Source organism: Thalassospira profundimaris, from assembly GCF_003326755.1.
Classification (GTDB): Bacteria; Pseudomonadota; Alphaproteobacteria; order Rhodospirillales; family Thalassospiraceae; genus Thalassospira; species Thalassospira profundimaris_B.
Map to the genome: position 1 here is coordinate 144,590 of NZ_JPWH01000005.1, position 16,156 is coordinate 160,745.

The window sequence follows — 16,156 nt, forward strand, 5'->3', positions numbered from 1 at the left end:
CTCTCAAGCCATAAATGCGTTAACGGTGCCAAATACATTTATATCATACCTGACTTTCCGAGAATATTTATCTAATGCTCCTGGCCGATTATCCCGACTAGGTGGAATACCGTAAGGAGGTTGAGACTGAATATAAGCGATTGTCTTAGCAAGAACGTCCCACCTCTCAATTTGTTTGAAATTACTACGATTTGCCAAATCTTTCGCGAACTCATGTGTTGCACCTGCAACAATTATTCCTTCTCTAACGTAAACCGTGCGGCCATTAACTAAATATGGACCTACGCCTTGAGGGTCGGTTCTATTGCGAAGAGGAAGATAATCACCCTGAGCTTGGATGTTAATCATACACCACACACAATCAGCACAATCACGAAGACGTCGCTGTTCGGCTTTTGAACGATCACCTGCCTGTGACAAAACGGAATCAATTTCACTTTCCGAAGCTGGCGTATCGAGATAATCGTCAATGACATCAACAACCGCCAACCCCGAAACAACGACCGCTGTTGCTGCCACACCAGCCACAGCAACTTCGGCTGCACTAAGTCCCCCTAAAGCGATTGCCCCACCTTCTGCAACTGGTGCCAATATCGGCATTAACCGGACCTTTCATTCATGAAATATCTTACGATACCATAAGCGCATTGCACACGCGTGTTGATGCCGATGCGGTCATTGGTCAAGGCTTCCTGCATATGAGGCTTGTTAATTTCCTCGATACCCTGAATAAAATACAGCATCACCATCAAGACATAACTCTTGTAATTTGCTTCCGGATATTTCCCCAACAACTCATGGGCATGATCAAAAAGCATCTCACCAATCTTCTGAAGATCGTCTTGCGATATTTCAGCATCATTGAAGCGTAATTTCGAAAGTGCGTGATCCACAACATCGGAACGAAACGCGCGCGTTGCAGAGTTTGCAATCGCTTCCCGCTCATGATCTTCAAGTGTCCACGTCAAGGCACACACCCACCATTATAATTATACTATTTTACCTGATTTATTTATAACAATTTCACGCTGAATCATCAACGATCTTATTGCACTCACATGATTTAAAATCAATTTTGCACTCGTGAAGTGCTCAAAATATAACAATATTCAAAACAATTTATTTCAAAATGAAGATGAGATCATGGAAAATAGGAATCAGATATATGCTCAAGATTCTTCGGATTTCTGCCTCAGGCCACTTTTATAATAAAGTATGAAACTTTAACTCTGACACAAAACACAACGGGCGAAGGAGTAACCTCCCTCGCCCGTTGCTTTTAAAGTTTATTTATTCTGCCGAAATGACGGGCCGTCAACCCTGCCCGACGGCCTTTTCACGCACGAAGCGGCCGCGCTGGTAATCTTCAAAGGCCTGCATCAGTTCTTCGCGGGTGTTCATCACAAACGGACCGTGACGGGCAATGGGTTCGTCAATCGGTGCGGCCGCAATCAGCAATAATCGTCCGCCTTCGCTGCCGCTCTTCAGCAACACCGCATTGCCATCCTTGAGCACCGCCAGATGATGGGTGGGCAGGGAACGACCGGCAACCTCGCCATCGCCAATGAACATGTAGACAAGGGCGGCGTGCCCCTCTGGCACTGGCAGGGTGGCCTCGGCATTAGGTGCCAGCTTGACATCCATGAACACCGGTTCGGTCGAAATACCCGATACCGGCCCGGTTTTGCCAAAGGCGGAACCGGCGACCAGGCGAATATCCACGCCTGCTGCCGGACTGACTTCGGCGACCTCATGAGCCTCCAGATTCTGGTAACGCGGACGTTGCATTTTGTCTTTGGCAGGCAGGTTGATCCAAAGCTGAAAACCCTGCAACAGGCCATCTTCCTGTTCGGGGGTTTCGGAATGGATGATGCCGCTTCCCGCCGTCATCCACTGCACCCCGCCAGAGCGCAAAACGCCCTCTGACCCGATGCTGTCATTATGGCGCATCGCCCCTTCGACCATATAGGTCACGGTTTCAAAACCACGATGGGGATGTTCGGGGAAACCGGCGATATAATCGTCCGCCTTGTCGCTGGAGATCGAATCCAGCATCAGAAACGGATCGAGCATTGGCAAAGCGGGCGAACCAACGGACCGCTTCAGGCGCACGCCAGCCCCATCCGAGGTATCCATTGCACGGATTGTCCGGGCGACCTTGCGCAGGTTAACATCGTCATTTTTCATCGGGAAAGCTCCCTTTCTTCAAAATCGGGCACCACCGCGTGGTGGTGAACAGTTACTTTGAATCTGGCACAAAAAAGCGCCCGAACAACCACTATTCGGGCACCTTATTGTTTCCCCAAACGGGACAATCAGCCAAAAATCAGTCCGTTATCAACGAAACAGAGGATTCAAAGGCCCGCAGACGTTTATAAATCGAGAGCAATTCGATAATCGTGGTCCAGGCATCGACCAGATATTGAAACGATCCCGAGACCTGGCCAAAGGCCGTCAGCACCTGCTGAAGCACCCCAAAGGTAAAACCGATGGTCGCCCCCGCCGCAATCGTGGGAATAAGAATAGCGATGGCAAAAATGCCGTCAGCCTGCATGTACAAGCCGCGAAACACGTTAAAATAGGTGTAGTGCCAATAAAGCCGGAAATAATTGTGGCGGACAAAGCCAAACAGTTCGCGCACGGTCACGGGGTCGGCGCGATGTTCGTGATCTTCGCCATAAACCAGTTCCTTGCGATAGGCCGCCTCGACCCGCTGATTGTGAAATTCCAGCCCCGGCAGCTTGATCCCGACAAGGGCCAGCAGCAATGTGCCAAAAACCGACCAGACGATGGCGGCACTCACCAGGGGCGCGGGAATTTCGCCCACCAGTGGCAGGGTGGTGACATATTTTGACAGGCCCCATAACACCGGTAAAAACGCAATCAGCGTCATGATGGCGCTGACCAGCGAAATACCCAGCCCCTCGATCACGCTGGCAAAGCGCATGGTATCTTCCTGCACGCGCTGGGCGGCACCTTCGGTATGGCGCAATTTTTGCCAATGCGACATGTAATAGCTGTTCATCGCCGTGCGCCAGCGAAAGATCCAGTGACTGACCAAAAAACGCGTCACGACAAACAGGAACATGGCGCACAGGGCAATTTCGGCGAATTGCCCGATTAGCAAATACAAATCAACGGCATGTACCACCGCGTTGCCCGACAGAGCATTTTGCACATCATCAAAAAAAGGCCGGCGCCAGTTATTAATGGCAACCGAGACTTCGACATCAAAAAAGGTGGTGAAAATAATGATCGCCGACCCGAAGACCGACCATAATTGCCACGGATTATCGGAACAGAAACGCCAGGCCAGGCCAAACAGGCCAACGGCAATAAAATAATAGGCGCTGAACCATAAAAAGGTCGGGGTGGCAAAATACGCAATGCCAACCACCTGACCATCGGCGGGTGATGCAACACCAAGCCCCAAATACTGCCCCCATTGCTGTCCCCCGCCATACCAGACGGTGGCGGCAATGACAGTCCAGATCAGGGCACTCGAGAAAAACAGTCTGGGACGGGGAAAAAATGACTGAAACACGGGAAGCTCCGTTTTTTATAGAGTCTTTGAAAAACGAAATGCTCCCGAACCAAGGCAATTCCACGACGTGATTATGGTAATTGCACCCAAAATTGCCCTAATTTCAAAATAATTCCAAAACAGCAAAAAATTCTTCAATTTCAACCCTTAAAACAGGAAATGCCGCACCGGATACACAACCGGTGCGGCATTCCCCGTTTTAAGGCTGATTGTTTCAGCCCGCCAGCTTGGCGGCAAGTTCGGCCACATGCTTACCCTGGAAGCGGGCAATATCGAGCTCGTTTTCCGAAGGCTGGCGCGAACCATCGGCGCCTGCCAGCGTCGTCGCCCCATAAGGCGAACCACCGGTGATCTGGTCCATTTTGGTCAGCCCTTCGCAGCTATAGGGCACACCGACCAGCACCATACCCTGATGCAACAGGGTCGTATGGGTCGAGGTGATGGTGGTTTCCTGACCGCCATGCTGGGTACCCGTCGAGGCAAAAACCGACCCGATTTTGCCAATCAGCTTGCCCTGCGCCCACAGACCGCCGGTCTGATCAAGGAAGGTGCGCATCTGGCCGCACATATTGCCAAACCGGGTGGGAACGCCAAAAATGATGGCATCATAATTGACAAGATCATCAACCGAGGCCACCGGCGCATCCTGATCGAGCTTCGCCCCGGCCCCCTTGGCAACATCTTCGGGCATTGTTTCGGGTACGCGCTTGATATCAACCGTCGTGCCTGCAACACCACTTGCGCCTTCGGCAACGGCCTTTGCCATTGTTTCGATATGACCATACATCGAATAATACAGCACCAGTACTTTCGCCATTCCATGCCTCCTGTTTGACAAGATCGCTGGCCGCCTTGCGGCCAAAACATCGTCCGCATCATGCGCCCTTTCCACCTCAACGAAAAGGCCGCGATTGGAAACAGTGTATTTCACCCCAAAATGGCAAACGGACCGGAACATTTTTGATCCCGGCCCGTTCGTCTTCTCCTGCGACCTGCAGGCAATCAGCAGGGACTGAAACCTACTCCGGCGTTGCCGCCAGATAATCCACGACCTGGTCAGGGAAATCGGTAAAGGCGCCGTCAATGCCCGCATCATCAAAAACCGCCGTCATGACAATGCGAAAATCCCCGGCCCATTTGGGCAACTGGTCGGCGCGCAGGGTATAAACATGAACCGGCAAATGGCGGCGCTGGGCGGCAATCAGGGTGGGTGACATGATGGCATGTCCATCCTCGCTAAGACCTTCAATCACCTGATCCAGCGACGGGCCAATGGCATCAACCACCTTTGACATTGCCTCGACACCCTCGTCGGTTTTAAGAAAATCAAAATCAACATCCGGGGCGATTTTCCAGCTATTTTCCCCCAAAAGCTGCACCAGACGGCCCTGATAATTCAGATCATTGCGGATGCGTTTGGTTTCGCTCCAGTCAAAACACTGGATGTAACCATTGGATTCCCGCGTGCCATAGCCCCATTTTTCCATCACCTTGATCACGGCCTTGGAAATATCCTGGCCCTGGGCCCGGTGCCAGGCAGGGTCCTTGATTTCGGCATAAACACCAATATCGCGATTGGTGGATTTGTTCAGACCCTGAATCAGTTTGATCTCTTCTTCAAAGGTGGGAATTTTGAAAATGCCATATTCCAGCGGAAAGCGGTCGGGATAAACCTGCTTACCGGTTTTGGCATCCGTCCGCTCGTGAACATTCAGCGTTTTAAGCTCTGCCAGGGTAAAATCAATCGCGTAAAAACGGCCATCCTTGCGGTGGCGTTTGGGGAACTTTTTTGCCACATCGGTGGTGGTATCAAGGTGAATATCGTGCAGGACAACCGGCACGCCATCCTTGGACATCACCACATCCTGTTCGATAAAATCCGGGTCCATGCCATAGGCCAGCGCAACCGCCGGGAGGGTATGTTCCGGCAGATAGCCCGATGCGCCGCGATGGGCAATCACCACATGGTCATCGGTTACGGCCTGCGCCATTGCCGGAGAGAACGTCATCATCGCGGCACATATCACGCCTGCTGCCCACAGCATCAGCGGGGATACAAAGCCACGACGTTTTTTCCCGTATCCGTTGATCCCGATTTTTGCCTGTGCCGCCCTATTTGCCAGCATTGCCCGGACCATCTGCAACTCCTTCATTCCGAAACGAATTTTCGCGATAGTGCCCCGCTCAAGCGGCAGGATCAAGGCAGTCCCGTCACATAGTTGCCCCTTTATGATCCGGGGGTGGCCTATTTCACAGAATGGTCTTTGTCCCCCTGCCGCAAGACCCGCCTCAAGCCAGCAGTTTTTTGGCAATTTCAGCCAGAAAATCGGGCAGCACCTGATAACAATACGGCGCATAAAGCCGTTCCAGACGCTGGTGATATTCCCGCCCCCACGGGCCGATATTGACCACCGGATATTCCAGCGCATCGGCCACGGGCTGGTCCACCAGTTCGCCCACCGGGGTGTTTTCAGCGATCACTTTCGATTCGTCACTTTCTGGACATTTTCCGAAAAACGACATATCGGAAATGCCGCCAAAATAACCGCGATCAATGATTTTGGTGTTATGGCGCGCCTCAATTATCTGCCGGGCGGCATGGATGGCTTCGATAAAATCACGATCCAGTTTTCTATCTGTATCGAGATGAACCGCCGGATAATGCAGGCTGGCATTGCCGGTAATAATGGCGGGGGCCTGCAACCGGGCCTCTGTCATTGCCGCCAATACCAGCATGCGGGAGCGTAAAAGCGGATTATTACTGTGGCGATATTCATTTTCGACCGCCGCAATACGGGCCAGCGCCCCTTCCCCGCCAACCTTTTGCGCCATCCCGATTAATTGCGCATAGGAAATAACCTCCAGCGGGCGATAGGCCATTGGCGCGGGCTCGCCATTGGCTTCGGCGTGCCGGGTGGCGCGGTCAAACAAACGATCCAGCGCCCGGTTGGCAGCTGTTTTAACAATATCAGCAAATTCATCCAAGGCATCGCTGGCCGATTTGCTTTGTATCAGCCAGTTAAACGCCATCCAGACATGCTCGGGCGTGGTGACTTCGTAATTTTCGCGCAAATCCCGGCATTCCAGACATACCGGCGGCGGTGCGGTTACGTTGCGGGCATGATCCGACAGGTCATTATTGCCCTCAATCGCCTGCATGATTTCAGCACTCATGACATGGGCGCTGATCCCATCAAACGGATAGCCCACATGGGTCGGCTGACCGACAATCATGGCAAAAGGCATGATCTTGCCAATCGAGCCATGAAAAATCGCCCGGCCAATGTCGCCATTCTCATAATCACTGCTGGCATCAAGGTTGATGCCGCCGACAATATCAATGCCCCAGCGGCGCACCAGTGTAGGCAAGGCATTGCGCAGGCTGCGCATACCACAACTGTTGCGTTCTTCATCGGGGGTCAGAAACAGCACCACATTGCCAGTGCGGTCTACCTGACGGGAGAAATGCTCCAGAAAGGCAATACCCGCCGCATCGCCGCCTTTCATATCCAAAAGTCCGCGACCGGGAATAAAATCACCACTTTGCAAATCACGCAGGGCGAGTTCTTCCTTGGCAGTCAAATCGGACCGGCTGGAAAGATTGGCAATCAAAGCAGCGCAGAGTTCATCGGGCGAAAAGGCCAGATGTTGCAGATCGTGGAAATTTTCAATCGAGACAACATCATAATGCCCGGCCAGTGCCAGGGTTTTGCGTCCGGCTCCGCGCACCAGCGCCACCATATTTTTCGCCATTGCCGTGCCATTGGCCACCAGGTGGCTGTCAATAACGGCAATGTCATCGGGGTTTTCCTGAAAATAGGGAATTTCACGCAGCAATCCGACCAGCTTTTCGGCAAAATCGGCCTCGTCCCGGCTGCCGGTCACACTGGGCCAACGGGTCAGGCGTTCGGCAATGTCGCGGGTGCGGGCTTCGGGTGCCCAGTGGCCTGTTTCTGCGCTCATGATTATTTTCCTGCCTGACATTGCATCAAAGCGCCAAATTAGCGCGATGACCGGCCAATGAAAATGCAGAATCAATGCAATTAATGCGCCCTACACTGACGAAAACAGCAATAGATAGAGGCAATAGATAACCTTGACCGCCGCCTGGATTGCCGAATTGGGCATTCATGCCCGTGCCTCAGTGCCCAAACTTGCCGACCTTTTAGGGCGGGCACCGGGCACGGATGGGCAAGCTGGAAGAAAGCGGGGTGATTGCCGGTTATACGGTCCGGCTACGCTAAGATACCAGCGACAGCACCATTTTGGCGTCTGCCTGATCCCGTGTCAGACACGATTACCGGTTTAACTCACCCGTCATCCGGTCCAGCCCCTCCAGGGTCAGCGGATACATCCGCCCGGCCATCATCTTGTGCAAAATCTGGATCGACGGGGTGTAGTGCCACCATTTTTCCGGCTGGGGGTTAATCCAGGCGGCGTGTTGAAAATGATCCAGCAGGCGTTGCATCCAGACTTGGCCTGCTTCCTCGTTCCAATGTTCGACAGAGCCACCGGGATAGGTAATTTCATAGGGGCTCATGGTGGCATCGCCGACAAAGACCAGTTTGTAATCACTGGAATAGGTATTGATCACATCCAGCGTTGAAACCTGTTCGCTGCGGCGGCGCGCATTGTCCTTCCACAGCCCTTCATAGGGGCAGTTGTGGAAATAATAATATTCCAGATGCTTGAATTCGGTTTTCACCGCCGAAAACAGTTCTTCACACACGCGGATATAATCATCCATCGAGCCGCCAATATCAAACAGCATCAAAACCTTTACCGCATTGTGCCGTTCGGGCCGCATTTGCACATCCAGCCAGCCCTGCCGGGCGGTTGAGCGAATGGTGCCCGCCAAATCGAGCTCATCCGCAGCCCCGGTGCGTGCCCATTTGCGCAACTTGCGCAAGGCGACCTTGATGTTGCGGGTGCCGATTTCAACGCTGTCATCCAGGTTTTTAAATTCGCGTTTGTCCCACACCTTCACCGCCCGGCGATGGCGGGATTTATCCTGGCCGATGCGTACCCCTTCCGGGTTATAGCCATAGGCGCCAAAAGGTGATGTGCCCGCCGTGCCAATCCATTTATTGCCGCCCTGGTGGCGCTCTTTCTGTTCTTCCAGACGCTGCTTTAAGGTCTCCATCAGCTTGTCCCAACCGCCAAGGGACTGAATTTGTGCCTTTTCTTCGTCACTTAAATATTTCTCGGCCAGTTTGCGCAACCATTCTTCGGGGATTTCCGCCGCAATTTCGTCCCCCGCATCGGCCAGACTGGCAAGTCCCTTGAAATGCGCCCCAAACACCTGATCAAACTTATCGAGGTTACGCTCGTCCTTCACCAGCGACGCCCGGGAAAGGTAATAAAAATCCTCGACCGAATAACCAGCCACACCCTTTTCCACCGCCTCAAGCAGCGTCAGATATTCCCGCAAACTGACCGGAACGCGGGCCTCCTTGAGCTTGTAGAAAAAGCCGGTGAACATACTATTTCCATCCCAATCAAAGAAAAGGACCGCAAAGATACCAAATGCGGTCGGAGAATTCGAGGTTACAACACAGAATAACCGACATCAGAGCACACCCCAAAGATATTGAACTGGAAAATGCGTAGTTCATATAGAATGTCTAATTAATTAGACATATAAATCTTACCGTACAGTTTAATGAACACACCCTTGACCAACTACAGTAAAACACCTCATAATGTTCAGTAAATTGAACATTAAACCTCACATATCTGTTTTATTGAACAAAACATCTGTCATGAAACGCAAAAGAAGCTATTCGCGCACCACCCGTCATGCCCTGTCTATTTTAGGCAGCATGATCCGTATTGGCCGGACGGAACGCAACATGACAGCGCAGGAGCTGGCGGATCGGGCGGGTATTAGCCGCACCACCCTGCACAATATTGAAAAGGGCGCCCCCGGCCCCGAAATTGGCACGGTATTTGAAGTCGCCCATCTTGTTGGCGTGCCGTTATTTGACGCCGATGACCGGGTTGTGGCCCTGCAGGAGGCCCGCCTTCGCGAGAAGCTGACACTTATGCCGCAAGCAGTACGGCCAGTGACACAGGAGGTGGATGATGACTTCTGATGTTACCGAAGCGCGGGAAGCCTATGTGTGGATATGGTTGCCCGGCGAGACGGAGCCTGTCGTTGCCGGACGCATCACACAAGACGGCGACCGGCTGGTTTTTACCTATGGGGCAAGCTATCGCAGCCGCGAAAATACCATCGCAATTTACAGCCCGGAACTCCCCCTGCGCCAGGGAACCATCGCCCCCCTTGCAGGTTTGACAATGGCAAGCAGCCTGCGCGATGCGTCCCCCGATGCCTGGGGAAGACGGGTGATCATCAACAGATTGACAGGCAACAAACCAAATGCTGCCCATGTCCCGTCTTTCAATGAACTGACCTTTCTTTTGCAATCCGGATCAGACCGGATCGGCGCACTTGATTTTCAAACATCGGCCACACACTACCAGCCCAGACTGGCGGCAGAAGCAACACTTGAAGATTTACAAAATGCAGCGGATCATGTGGAAAAGGGTCTGCCCCTCCCCCCCGCCCTCGATCTGGCAATCAATCACGGCACATCGATTGGCGGTGCCCGCCCCAAAGCCCTGATCGAAGACGGGCAGAAGAAATTTGTTGCCAAATTCTCGTCCAGCTCAGACCTGTATAGCGTTGTAAAAGCCGAATTTATCGCCATGCGCCTGGCAAAACTGTGCGGATTGAATGTTGCGCCAGTATCCCTGACGCAGGCAGCCAACAAGGATGCCTTACTGATCGAACGGTTTGATCGCCTTCAAAGCCAAGGAGGCTGGACACGCAAAGCGATGGTTTCCGCCCTGACCCTGTTGGGTCTGGATGAAATGATGGCGCGATATGCGTCCTATGAAGATCTGACCGAAATCATCCGTCATCGTTTCGCAGCGCCCAAAGAAACCCTCAAAGAGCTTTATGGCCGAATAAGTTTTAACATCCTGTGCGGCAATACGGATGATCATGCCCGCAACCATGCCGCATTCTGGGATGGCAGGATGCTGCACCTCACCCCCGCCTATGACATTTGCCCCCAGGGGCGCACCGGCAACGAGGCCACACAGGCCATGCTGATCAAAGGCGACAAACGGGCCAGCACAATAGCAAGCTGCCTTGCCGCTGCGGCTGATTATCACCTGCGTGAAGATGAAGCCATATCAATCATTGAGCAGCAAATGACCACCATCGCCGATCAATGGGACCATATCTGTAAAACCGCACAACTCTCGCCAGTTGATCGCACCCTGTTTGCAGGGCGGCAATTTCTGAATCCCTATTGTATCGACGGCCTCGGCACGGATCACAAGGGTCTGCAAGATACCTTTCGACAAGCCCGCGCCCAGATAATGAAATAATGCGCTTACCGGCCTTCACGTCGCGCCATGAAGGCCAAACGCTCAAACAGATGCACATCCTGTTCGTTTTTCAACAGCGCACCGTGAAGGGGCGGGACGGCGGTTTTGGCGTCTTTGGCGCGCAGGGCTTCGGGGGACAGGTCTTCAGCCATCAGCAGTTTAAGCCAGTCCAGCAATTCGGAGGTTGAGGGCTTTTTCTTGAGCCCGGCCACATCGCGCATGTCGTAAAACAGGTTGAGCGCCTCGCTGACCAGCCGTTTTTGAATATTGGGGAAATGCACATCAACGATTTGCGCCATCGTTTCGGCATCGGGAAAGCGGATGTAATGAAAGAAACAGCGGCGCAAAAAGGCGTCGGGCAGTTCCTTTTCGTTGTTTGACGTAATAATCACAATGGGCCGGTTGGCCGCCGTGACCATCTTTTGTGTTTCGTAAACGTAAAACTCCATGCGGTCGAGTTCCTGCAACAAATCGTTGGGAAACTCGATATCGGCCTTGTCGATCTCGTCAATCAGCAATACCGGGGCGTCATCGGCCTCGAATGCTTCCCACAATTTGCCTTTGACGATGTAATTGGCAATGTCATGCACCCGCTCATCCCCCAACTGACTGTCGCGCAGGCGGGAAACGGCATCATATTCATACAGACCCTGCTGGGCGCGGGTGGTGGATTTGATCGACCAGGTGATCAGCTTTTTGCCCAGCGATTTGGCGATTTCCTCGGCCAGCACGGTTTTGCCCGTACCCGGTTCGCCCTTGACCAAAAGCGGACGCTGCAAGGTGATGGCAGCATTGACCGCAACCATCAGATCCTCGGTCGCAACGTAATTTTCCGTACCCTGAAACTTCATATCGTTCTGCCCTGCACCACAAGTTGACGTTTACGTTAACCTAAGGTGTTCGCCGCTTTTGGGCAAGAAGGCAATTGACGCCAACGGCACCAACGGCCCCTTCTGTCGTCCGTGCCCTTGCCCCAGGCCTTCAACAAATTATGTAGATACAACACATTATTATAGAAAGGATCGGGTTATGAAGATTGATTTAAGCGGTAAAAAGGCCCTGGTCACAGGTTCCACCGAGGGTATTGGCTTTGCCATTGCAACGGGGCTTGCCAAGGCGGGCGCCGAAGTGATTATCAATGGCCGCAAGGATGACAAAACAGCAAAAGCGGTTGAAAAACTGAAATCCCAACTGCCCGATGCCACCCTTCACGGGGTTGCCGCCGATCTGGGCACGGCGGAAGGATGCGACAAGTTGATCAAGGCGGTGCCGCATCTTGATATTCTGGTCAATAATGTGGGCATTTTCGGCCCGCAGGACTTTTTTGACACCCCCGACAGCGACTGGCAGAATTTTATGGATGTCAATGTGATGTCCGGTGTGCGGCTGTCACGCGCCTATTTGCCTGGCATGGAAAAACAGGGCTGGGGAAGGGTTGTGTTCCTGTCATCGGAATCCGCCCTTAATATCCCCGCCGACATGATCCATTATGGCGTGACCAAAACTGCCTATCTGGCGCTGTCACGCGGCCTTGCCAAGCGCATGGCAGGCACGGGCGTGACGGTTAATGCCGTACTGCCTGGCCCCACCCTGTCAGAAGGGGTGGAAACCATGCTGGCCGACCAGGTTAAAGAAAGCGGCAAAAGCATCGAGGACGCAGCAAAAGAATTTGTCATGCAGGCGCGTCCCACATCGATCATTCAGCGTGCCGCCCATGTTGATGAAGTTGCCAATATGGTGGTGTATGTGGCGTCGCCGCTGTCATCGGCCACCACGGGGGCGGCCCTGCGGGTGGATGGCGGTGTTGTGGACAGCATCGCCTGACACGCGGGTCTATTTTTCCAGCCCAAAATAATCGCCCCCGTTGCGCGGTGACAGCACAACGGGGGCATTTGTCGCCCGGGAACTCGGGACGCGAGGGAGCGCAGCGAAAATCGCCTATCCCCGACCGACAAAAGTTGTGGACTGATAGGCAACCCGCACCGCACGGCGGCGGGGAAATGCGCTGCTGACGTAACGATGCACCGCCACCAGCATGTCCTTGCGCCACGGCGCATCGGGGAACAGGGCCAGTTCGGAACGCACCATCGAAATGGTTTTCAAACGATGGACCGGCTCAATAAAATCGGTGCATCCGTGATAGAGCGTATGGTCCCGCAGCAAATCACCCAGAATGGTTTCGCTATCGCCTTCCCAGTCAATACCGGAGCGACCAGCATAATCCGCCGGATCGCCATCCTTATGAACATATTTGGCATTACGGCCGATGAAACAGCCAATTTGTAACAGGCCATCACCCCAAAGCTCCGGCAGTTCGCTAGCCAGTTCGCGCACGGCCTGGGCGGTTGTCATGGCATGGGTCACATCCAGCCAGTTGACATTGGTGCCAATCGGCATGTTGGTGCGATACATCACGCTTTCATCAAAATGGCGCACCTGCCAGACGGCGGCTTCCATCAGGGCGTGATAACAGGTCAGCGGGTTTCCGGCGGACTTGCGCACCCGTGACAATACCCGTGCCACCGGCAACCCCAAAAAATCCTCCCGGTGTGCCGGTTCGCGATCCACATGGTCGTCCCAATCCTTGCGCACGACATGAAAGGCACGAAATTCGGGGATCAAATCCTCGCGGGTGACGGTGCATAAATGGCGGGTTAACGGCAAAATCAGGCTTTCCAAGGCATCATCACCCAAAAAGTCGATCAAGGGGGATACCTTGGAGACATAAATCACCGAATGCCCAAAACCGCCATAATGGCGCATGGCACAGCGGGCAAAGGCCGGGCGCAGATCATTCCATGTCATGCCATCGGCCAGAGCACCACGCACCAGGGATACAGCCGTATTTTCATCCTCGGCTTCGATGGCGCGGGAAAAGTCGGCCTCGGACCATGCCGCAACGTCGGTGGTAAATGGATAAACCGGGCGATAGGCACTGTCCCAGGCGATATGGCCCAAAATTTCCGACAGGCAGGCAAGACGTTCATAAGGGTCGGTCAGTTCCTGCCGGTAGGTCAGCCAGTCCGCCGCACCGGGCATGGCATGGGTGGTGCCAAATTCAAACCGGTCCATGCGCAAGGCAAAGGCCTTTTTTACCGCCACCAGCGGATCAAACCCGATCATATCCAGGCGGGCGAGCTCGCGGCTCAGCCGGTTATAGTCATTTTTATGCAGCGCCTCGTCCAGATTGGACAGAATTTCGTCACGCTGCTGATGCTGAGGGGGTTCAGTCATATCAAGCTCCACGATACCATCGTCAGTGACCCGCACCGGGTAACGGCGCAGTTTGTCGCCGCCCACCAGTGTATCGCCGTTTTCCAGATCAAACTTCCAGTTATGCCAGTTGCAGGTTAACACGCAGCCATCACTAACCGTGCCTTCCATCAGCGGAAAGCCTTCATGCGGGCAGCGGTTATTGCAGGCATAAAGACCGGTTTCGGTCTGGAAAATGGCGACCTGATGGCCGTCAAGACGCACCAGTTTGCGCCCGGTTTCCGATAATTCCGCCAGTGTGGTGGCAGCAACCCAGTTGTCATTCGTCGATGTCATGGCGGCCTCTTTTAAAAGATTATTCTTTAAAAATTACGCTACGCCATCCCCCTTGCCTTTTCAATAGAAATTTCTTTATAAATAGAACATGACAAAACGTAACCCCAAAGCAGCCGATGGCGAAACCCGCCGCGCCATCCTGGATATGCTTAAAAAAGGCGGCCCTGCCCGTGCCGATACAATGGCCGAAAGCCTGGGTATCTCGGCAATGGCCGTGCGCCAGCATTTAAAAACCCTGGCCGACCAGGGCATGGTCAGCGAACAGCAAATGGCATCGACCAAGGGACGACCGGCCAAACTGTGGGCGTTAACCGAACAATCGAACAAGGCCTTCCCCGACGGGCACCAGGAACTGGCGGTATCGCTGATTGACTGCATGCGCGATACCTTTGGCCCGGACGGGCTGGCGCGCATTATTGATGCCCGGGCCGAACAACAGAAAATGATTTATAAAACCCGCCTGCAAAGTGCCGGGGATGACCTGAAATCACAGGTGGCCGCTCTGGCCGCGGCGCGCGAGGCAGAGGGATATATGGCCGAACTCCAGCAGGATGCGGAGGGCAATCTGCTCTTGGTGGAAAATCATTGTCCGATCTGCTCGGCGGCATCGGCATGCCGGTCGCTGTGTGCGCGGGAACTCGAAGTGTTTCAATCCGTTCTGGGACCGGATATATCTGTTGAGCGGACAGACCATATTCTGGCAGGCGCACGGCGCTGTGCCTATCGCATTTCGGCGCGGCCTTAAACACTGTTGCGCCGTCTGATAAACGCAGAACAGGAAACACGGATGAGCACGGCCGAATTTACCAAAATGGGGCTGGATGCCCTGTCACACGGGCAATATGACGCCGCGATCAATATGTTGCGCCATGCACTGGGCAATGATCAGAACGACCTGCCTGCCCGCTTCGGACTGGCCGAGGCCCTGCATCGCCGGGGCAATCTGACCGAGGCCATCTATGAATATCAGACCGTTTTGCGCATCGAGCCGGACCACCCAAAAGCCCTGCCGCAACTGGCCGAGGTTTATTTGCTGTCGGGCAAGCCGCGCCAGGCCCTGAATAATCTGGATATTGCCCTGCGTGCCACTCCCGGTGATCCCGACCTTCTGATCGCGCATGGCATGGCGCTGCTTGAACTGGGCCGCCATCATACGGCCCTGGCAGATTTTCACAGCGCATCGCGCCTGCGCCCGGGCAATGGCATGATCCACCATATGATTGCATTGTGTTACCGGGCGGAAAAAGACAGCGAAGGCGAACGCCGCGCGCTGGAACAGCTTTTGCGCATTACCCCCCATTCGCTGGCCTGTCTGAATGATCTGGGCCGTCTGGATATGCTTGATGGCGATTATCATGCCGCACGGGATTATTTTGGCCGTGCCCTGCAAGTCGCCCCGACATCACCCACCGCCCTTGCCAACCGTGCGATTGCCCTGACGGTGCTGGATGATGAAACCGCACCGGATGCGTGGGAAAAGGCCCTTGCCGCCGATGAAATCGCCCCACCGGACGGGGTGCGTACAGCGGCCATCGCCCAGCTTCATGGTCTGGCACAGGACCTGTTTAACGCAGAGGCCAATGCGGATACCGCCGGGCAACGCCAATATCTCGCCAATGGGGCGCTTACCATGTCAACCATCGTATGACCCGTAACGTGCAA

The 16,156-nt window shown here is 53.9% G+C and carries 15 protein-coding genes; 5 read left to right on the forward strand and 10 right to left on the reverse strand.

All coding sequences use genetic code 11. The annotated features are described in order from the left end of the window. Window positions 1-3: 3 nt before the first annotated feature. From TH25_RS08005 to TH25_RS08040, 8 genes are all read right to left on the reverse strand, one after another. Window positions 4-600: a hypothetical protein gene (locus tag TH25_RS08005; RefSeq protein ID WP_114087903.1), complete on the reverse strand. Its 597-nt coding sequence runs from the start codon at window positions 598-600 to the stop codon at window positions 4-6. Continuing rightward, window positions 600-968 carry a hypothetical protein gene (locus TH25_RS08010; protein WP_147253001.1) on the reverse strand — a complete coding sequence of 123 codons (369 nt, stop codon included), beginning with the start codon at window positions 966-968 and terminating at the stop codon, window positions 600-602. The genes TH25_RS08005 and TH25_RS08010 overlap by 1 nt, the downstream gene beginning before the upstream one ends. Before the next feature lie 346 nt (window positions 969-1,314). Further along, entirely contained in the window at window positions 1,315-2,187 is an 873-nt protein-coding gene (locus tag TH25_RS08015; protein WP_114087905.1) for a pirin family protein, read from the reverse strand. A 139-nt stretch (window positions 2,188-2,326) separates the two neighbouring features. After that, window positions 2,327-3,544, reverse strand: a complete 1,218-nt coding sequence (gene sbmA / locus TH25_RS08020) for a peptide antibiotic transporter SbmA (protein WP_114087906.1) — start codon at window positions 3,542-3,544, stop codon at window positions 2,327-2,329. A gap of 214 nt (window positions 3,545-3,758) precedes the next feature. Further along, on the reverse strand, window positions 3,759-4,361 hold the full coding sequence (gene wrbA / locus TH25_RS08025; RefSeq protein WP_114087907.1) for an NAD(P)H:quinone oxidoreductase: 603 nt from the start codon (window positions 4,359-4,361) through the stop codon (window positions 3,759-3,761). Between the two features lie 202 nt (window positions 4,362-4,563). Continuing rightward, complete coding sequence (gene glpQ, locus TH25_RS08030) at window positions 4,564-5,682, reverse strand: glycerophosphodiester phosphodiesterase (protein ID WP_258549077.1); 1,119 nt, start codon at window positions 5,680-5,682, stop codon at window positions 4,564-4,566. 151 nt (window positions 5,683-5,833) lie between these two features. Next, a complete protein-coding gene (locus TH25_RS08035) occupies window positions 5,834-7,507 on the reverse strand; it encodes a M20/M25/M40 family metallo-hydrolase (RefSeq protein WP_114087908.1) in 1,674 nt (557 codons plus the stop codon). A gap of 334 nt (window positions 7,508-7,841) precedes the next feature. Further along, entirely contained in the window at window positions 7,842-9,026 is a 1,185-nt protein-coding gene (locus TH25_RS08040; RefSeq protein ID WP_114087909.1) for a vWA domain-containing protein, read from the reverse strand. Window positions 9,027-9,306: 280 nt separating this feature from the next. Here TH25_RS08040 and TH25_RS08045 point away from each other — a divergent pair, with 280 nt between their 5' ends. Beyond that, entirely contained in the window at window positions 9,307-9,639 is a 333-nt protein-coding gene (locus tag TH25_RS08045; protein ID WP_114087910.1) for a helix-turn-helix transcriptional regulator, read from the forward strand. Continuing rightward, window positions 9,626-10,945, forward strand: coding sequence for a type II toxin-antitoxin system HipA family toxin (locus tag TH25_RS08050; protein ID WP_258549078.1), 1,320 nt, complete (start codon window positions 9,626-9,628; stop codon window positions 10,943-10,945). Before TH25_RS08045 ends, TH25_RS08050 begins: the two co-directional genes overlap by 14 nt. 5 nt (window positions 10,946-10,950) lie before the next feature. Here the strand turns inward: TH25_RS08050 and TH25_RS08055 are convergent, their stop codons facing one another. Then, window positions 10,951-11,796 carry an AAA family ATPase gene (locus TH25_RS08055; RefSeq protein WP_114087912.1) on the reverse strand — a complete coding sequence of 282 codons (846 nt, stop codon included), beginning with the start codon at window positions 11,794-11,796 and terminating at the stop codon, window positions 10,951-10,953. Window positions 11,797-11,974: 178 nt separating this feature from the next. Here TH25_RS08055 and TH25_RS08060 point away from each other — a divergent pair, with 178 nt between their 5' ends. Then, on the forward strand, window positions 11,975-12,769 hold the full coding sequence (locus tag TH25_RS08060; RefSeq protein ID WP_114087913.1) for an SDR family NAD(P)-dependent oxidoreductase: 795 nt from the start codon (window positions 11,975-11,977) through the stop codon (window positions 12,767-12,769). 114 nt (window positions 12,770-12,883) lie between these two features. On the opposite strand, the gene TH25_RS08065 is transcribed toward TH25_RS08060, so the two are convergent. Continuing rightward, the gene (locus TH25_RS08065) at window positions 12,884-14,494 is read right to left on the reverse strand and encodes a Rieske (2Fe-2S) protein (RefSeq protein ID WP_114087914.1); all 1,611 of its coding nucleotides are present in this window, start codon (window positions 14,492-14,494) and stop codon (window positions 12,884-12,886) included. Window positions 14,495-14,582: 88 nt separating this feature from the next. On the opposite strand from TH25_RS08065, the gene TH25_RS08070 reads away from it, so the two are divergent. Beyond that, complete coding sequence (locus TH25_RS08070) at window positions 14,583-15,239, forward strand: helix-turn-helix transcriptional regulator (RefSeq protein ID WP_114087915.1); 657 nt, start codon at window positions 14,583-14,585, stop codon at window positions 15,237-15,239. Between the two features lie 42 nt (window positions 15,240-15,281). Further along, the gene (locus TH25_RS08075; protein WP_114087916.1) at window positions 15,282-16,142 is read left to right on the forward strand and encodes a tetratricopeptide repeat protein; all 861 of its coding nucleotides are present in this window, start codon (window positions 15,282-15,284) and stop codon (window positions 16,140-16,142) included. The last annotated feature ends 14 nt before the right edge of the window (window positions 16,143-16,156 follow it).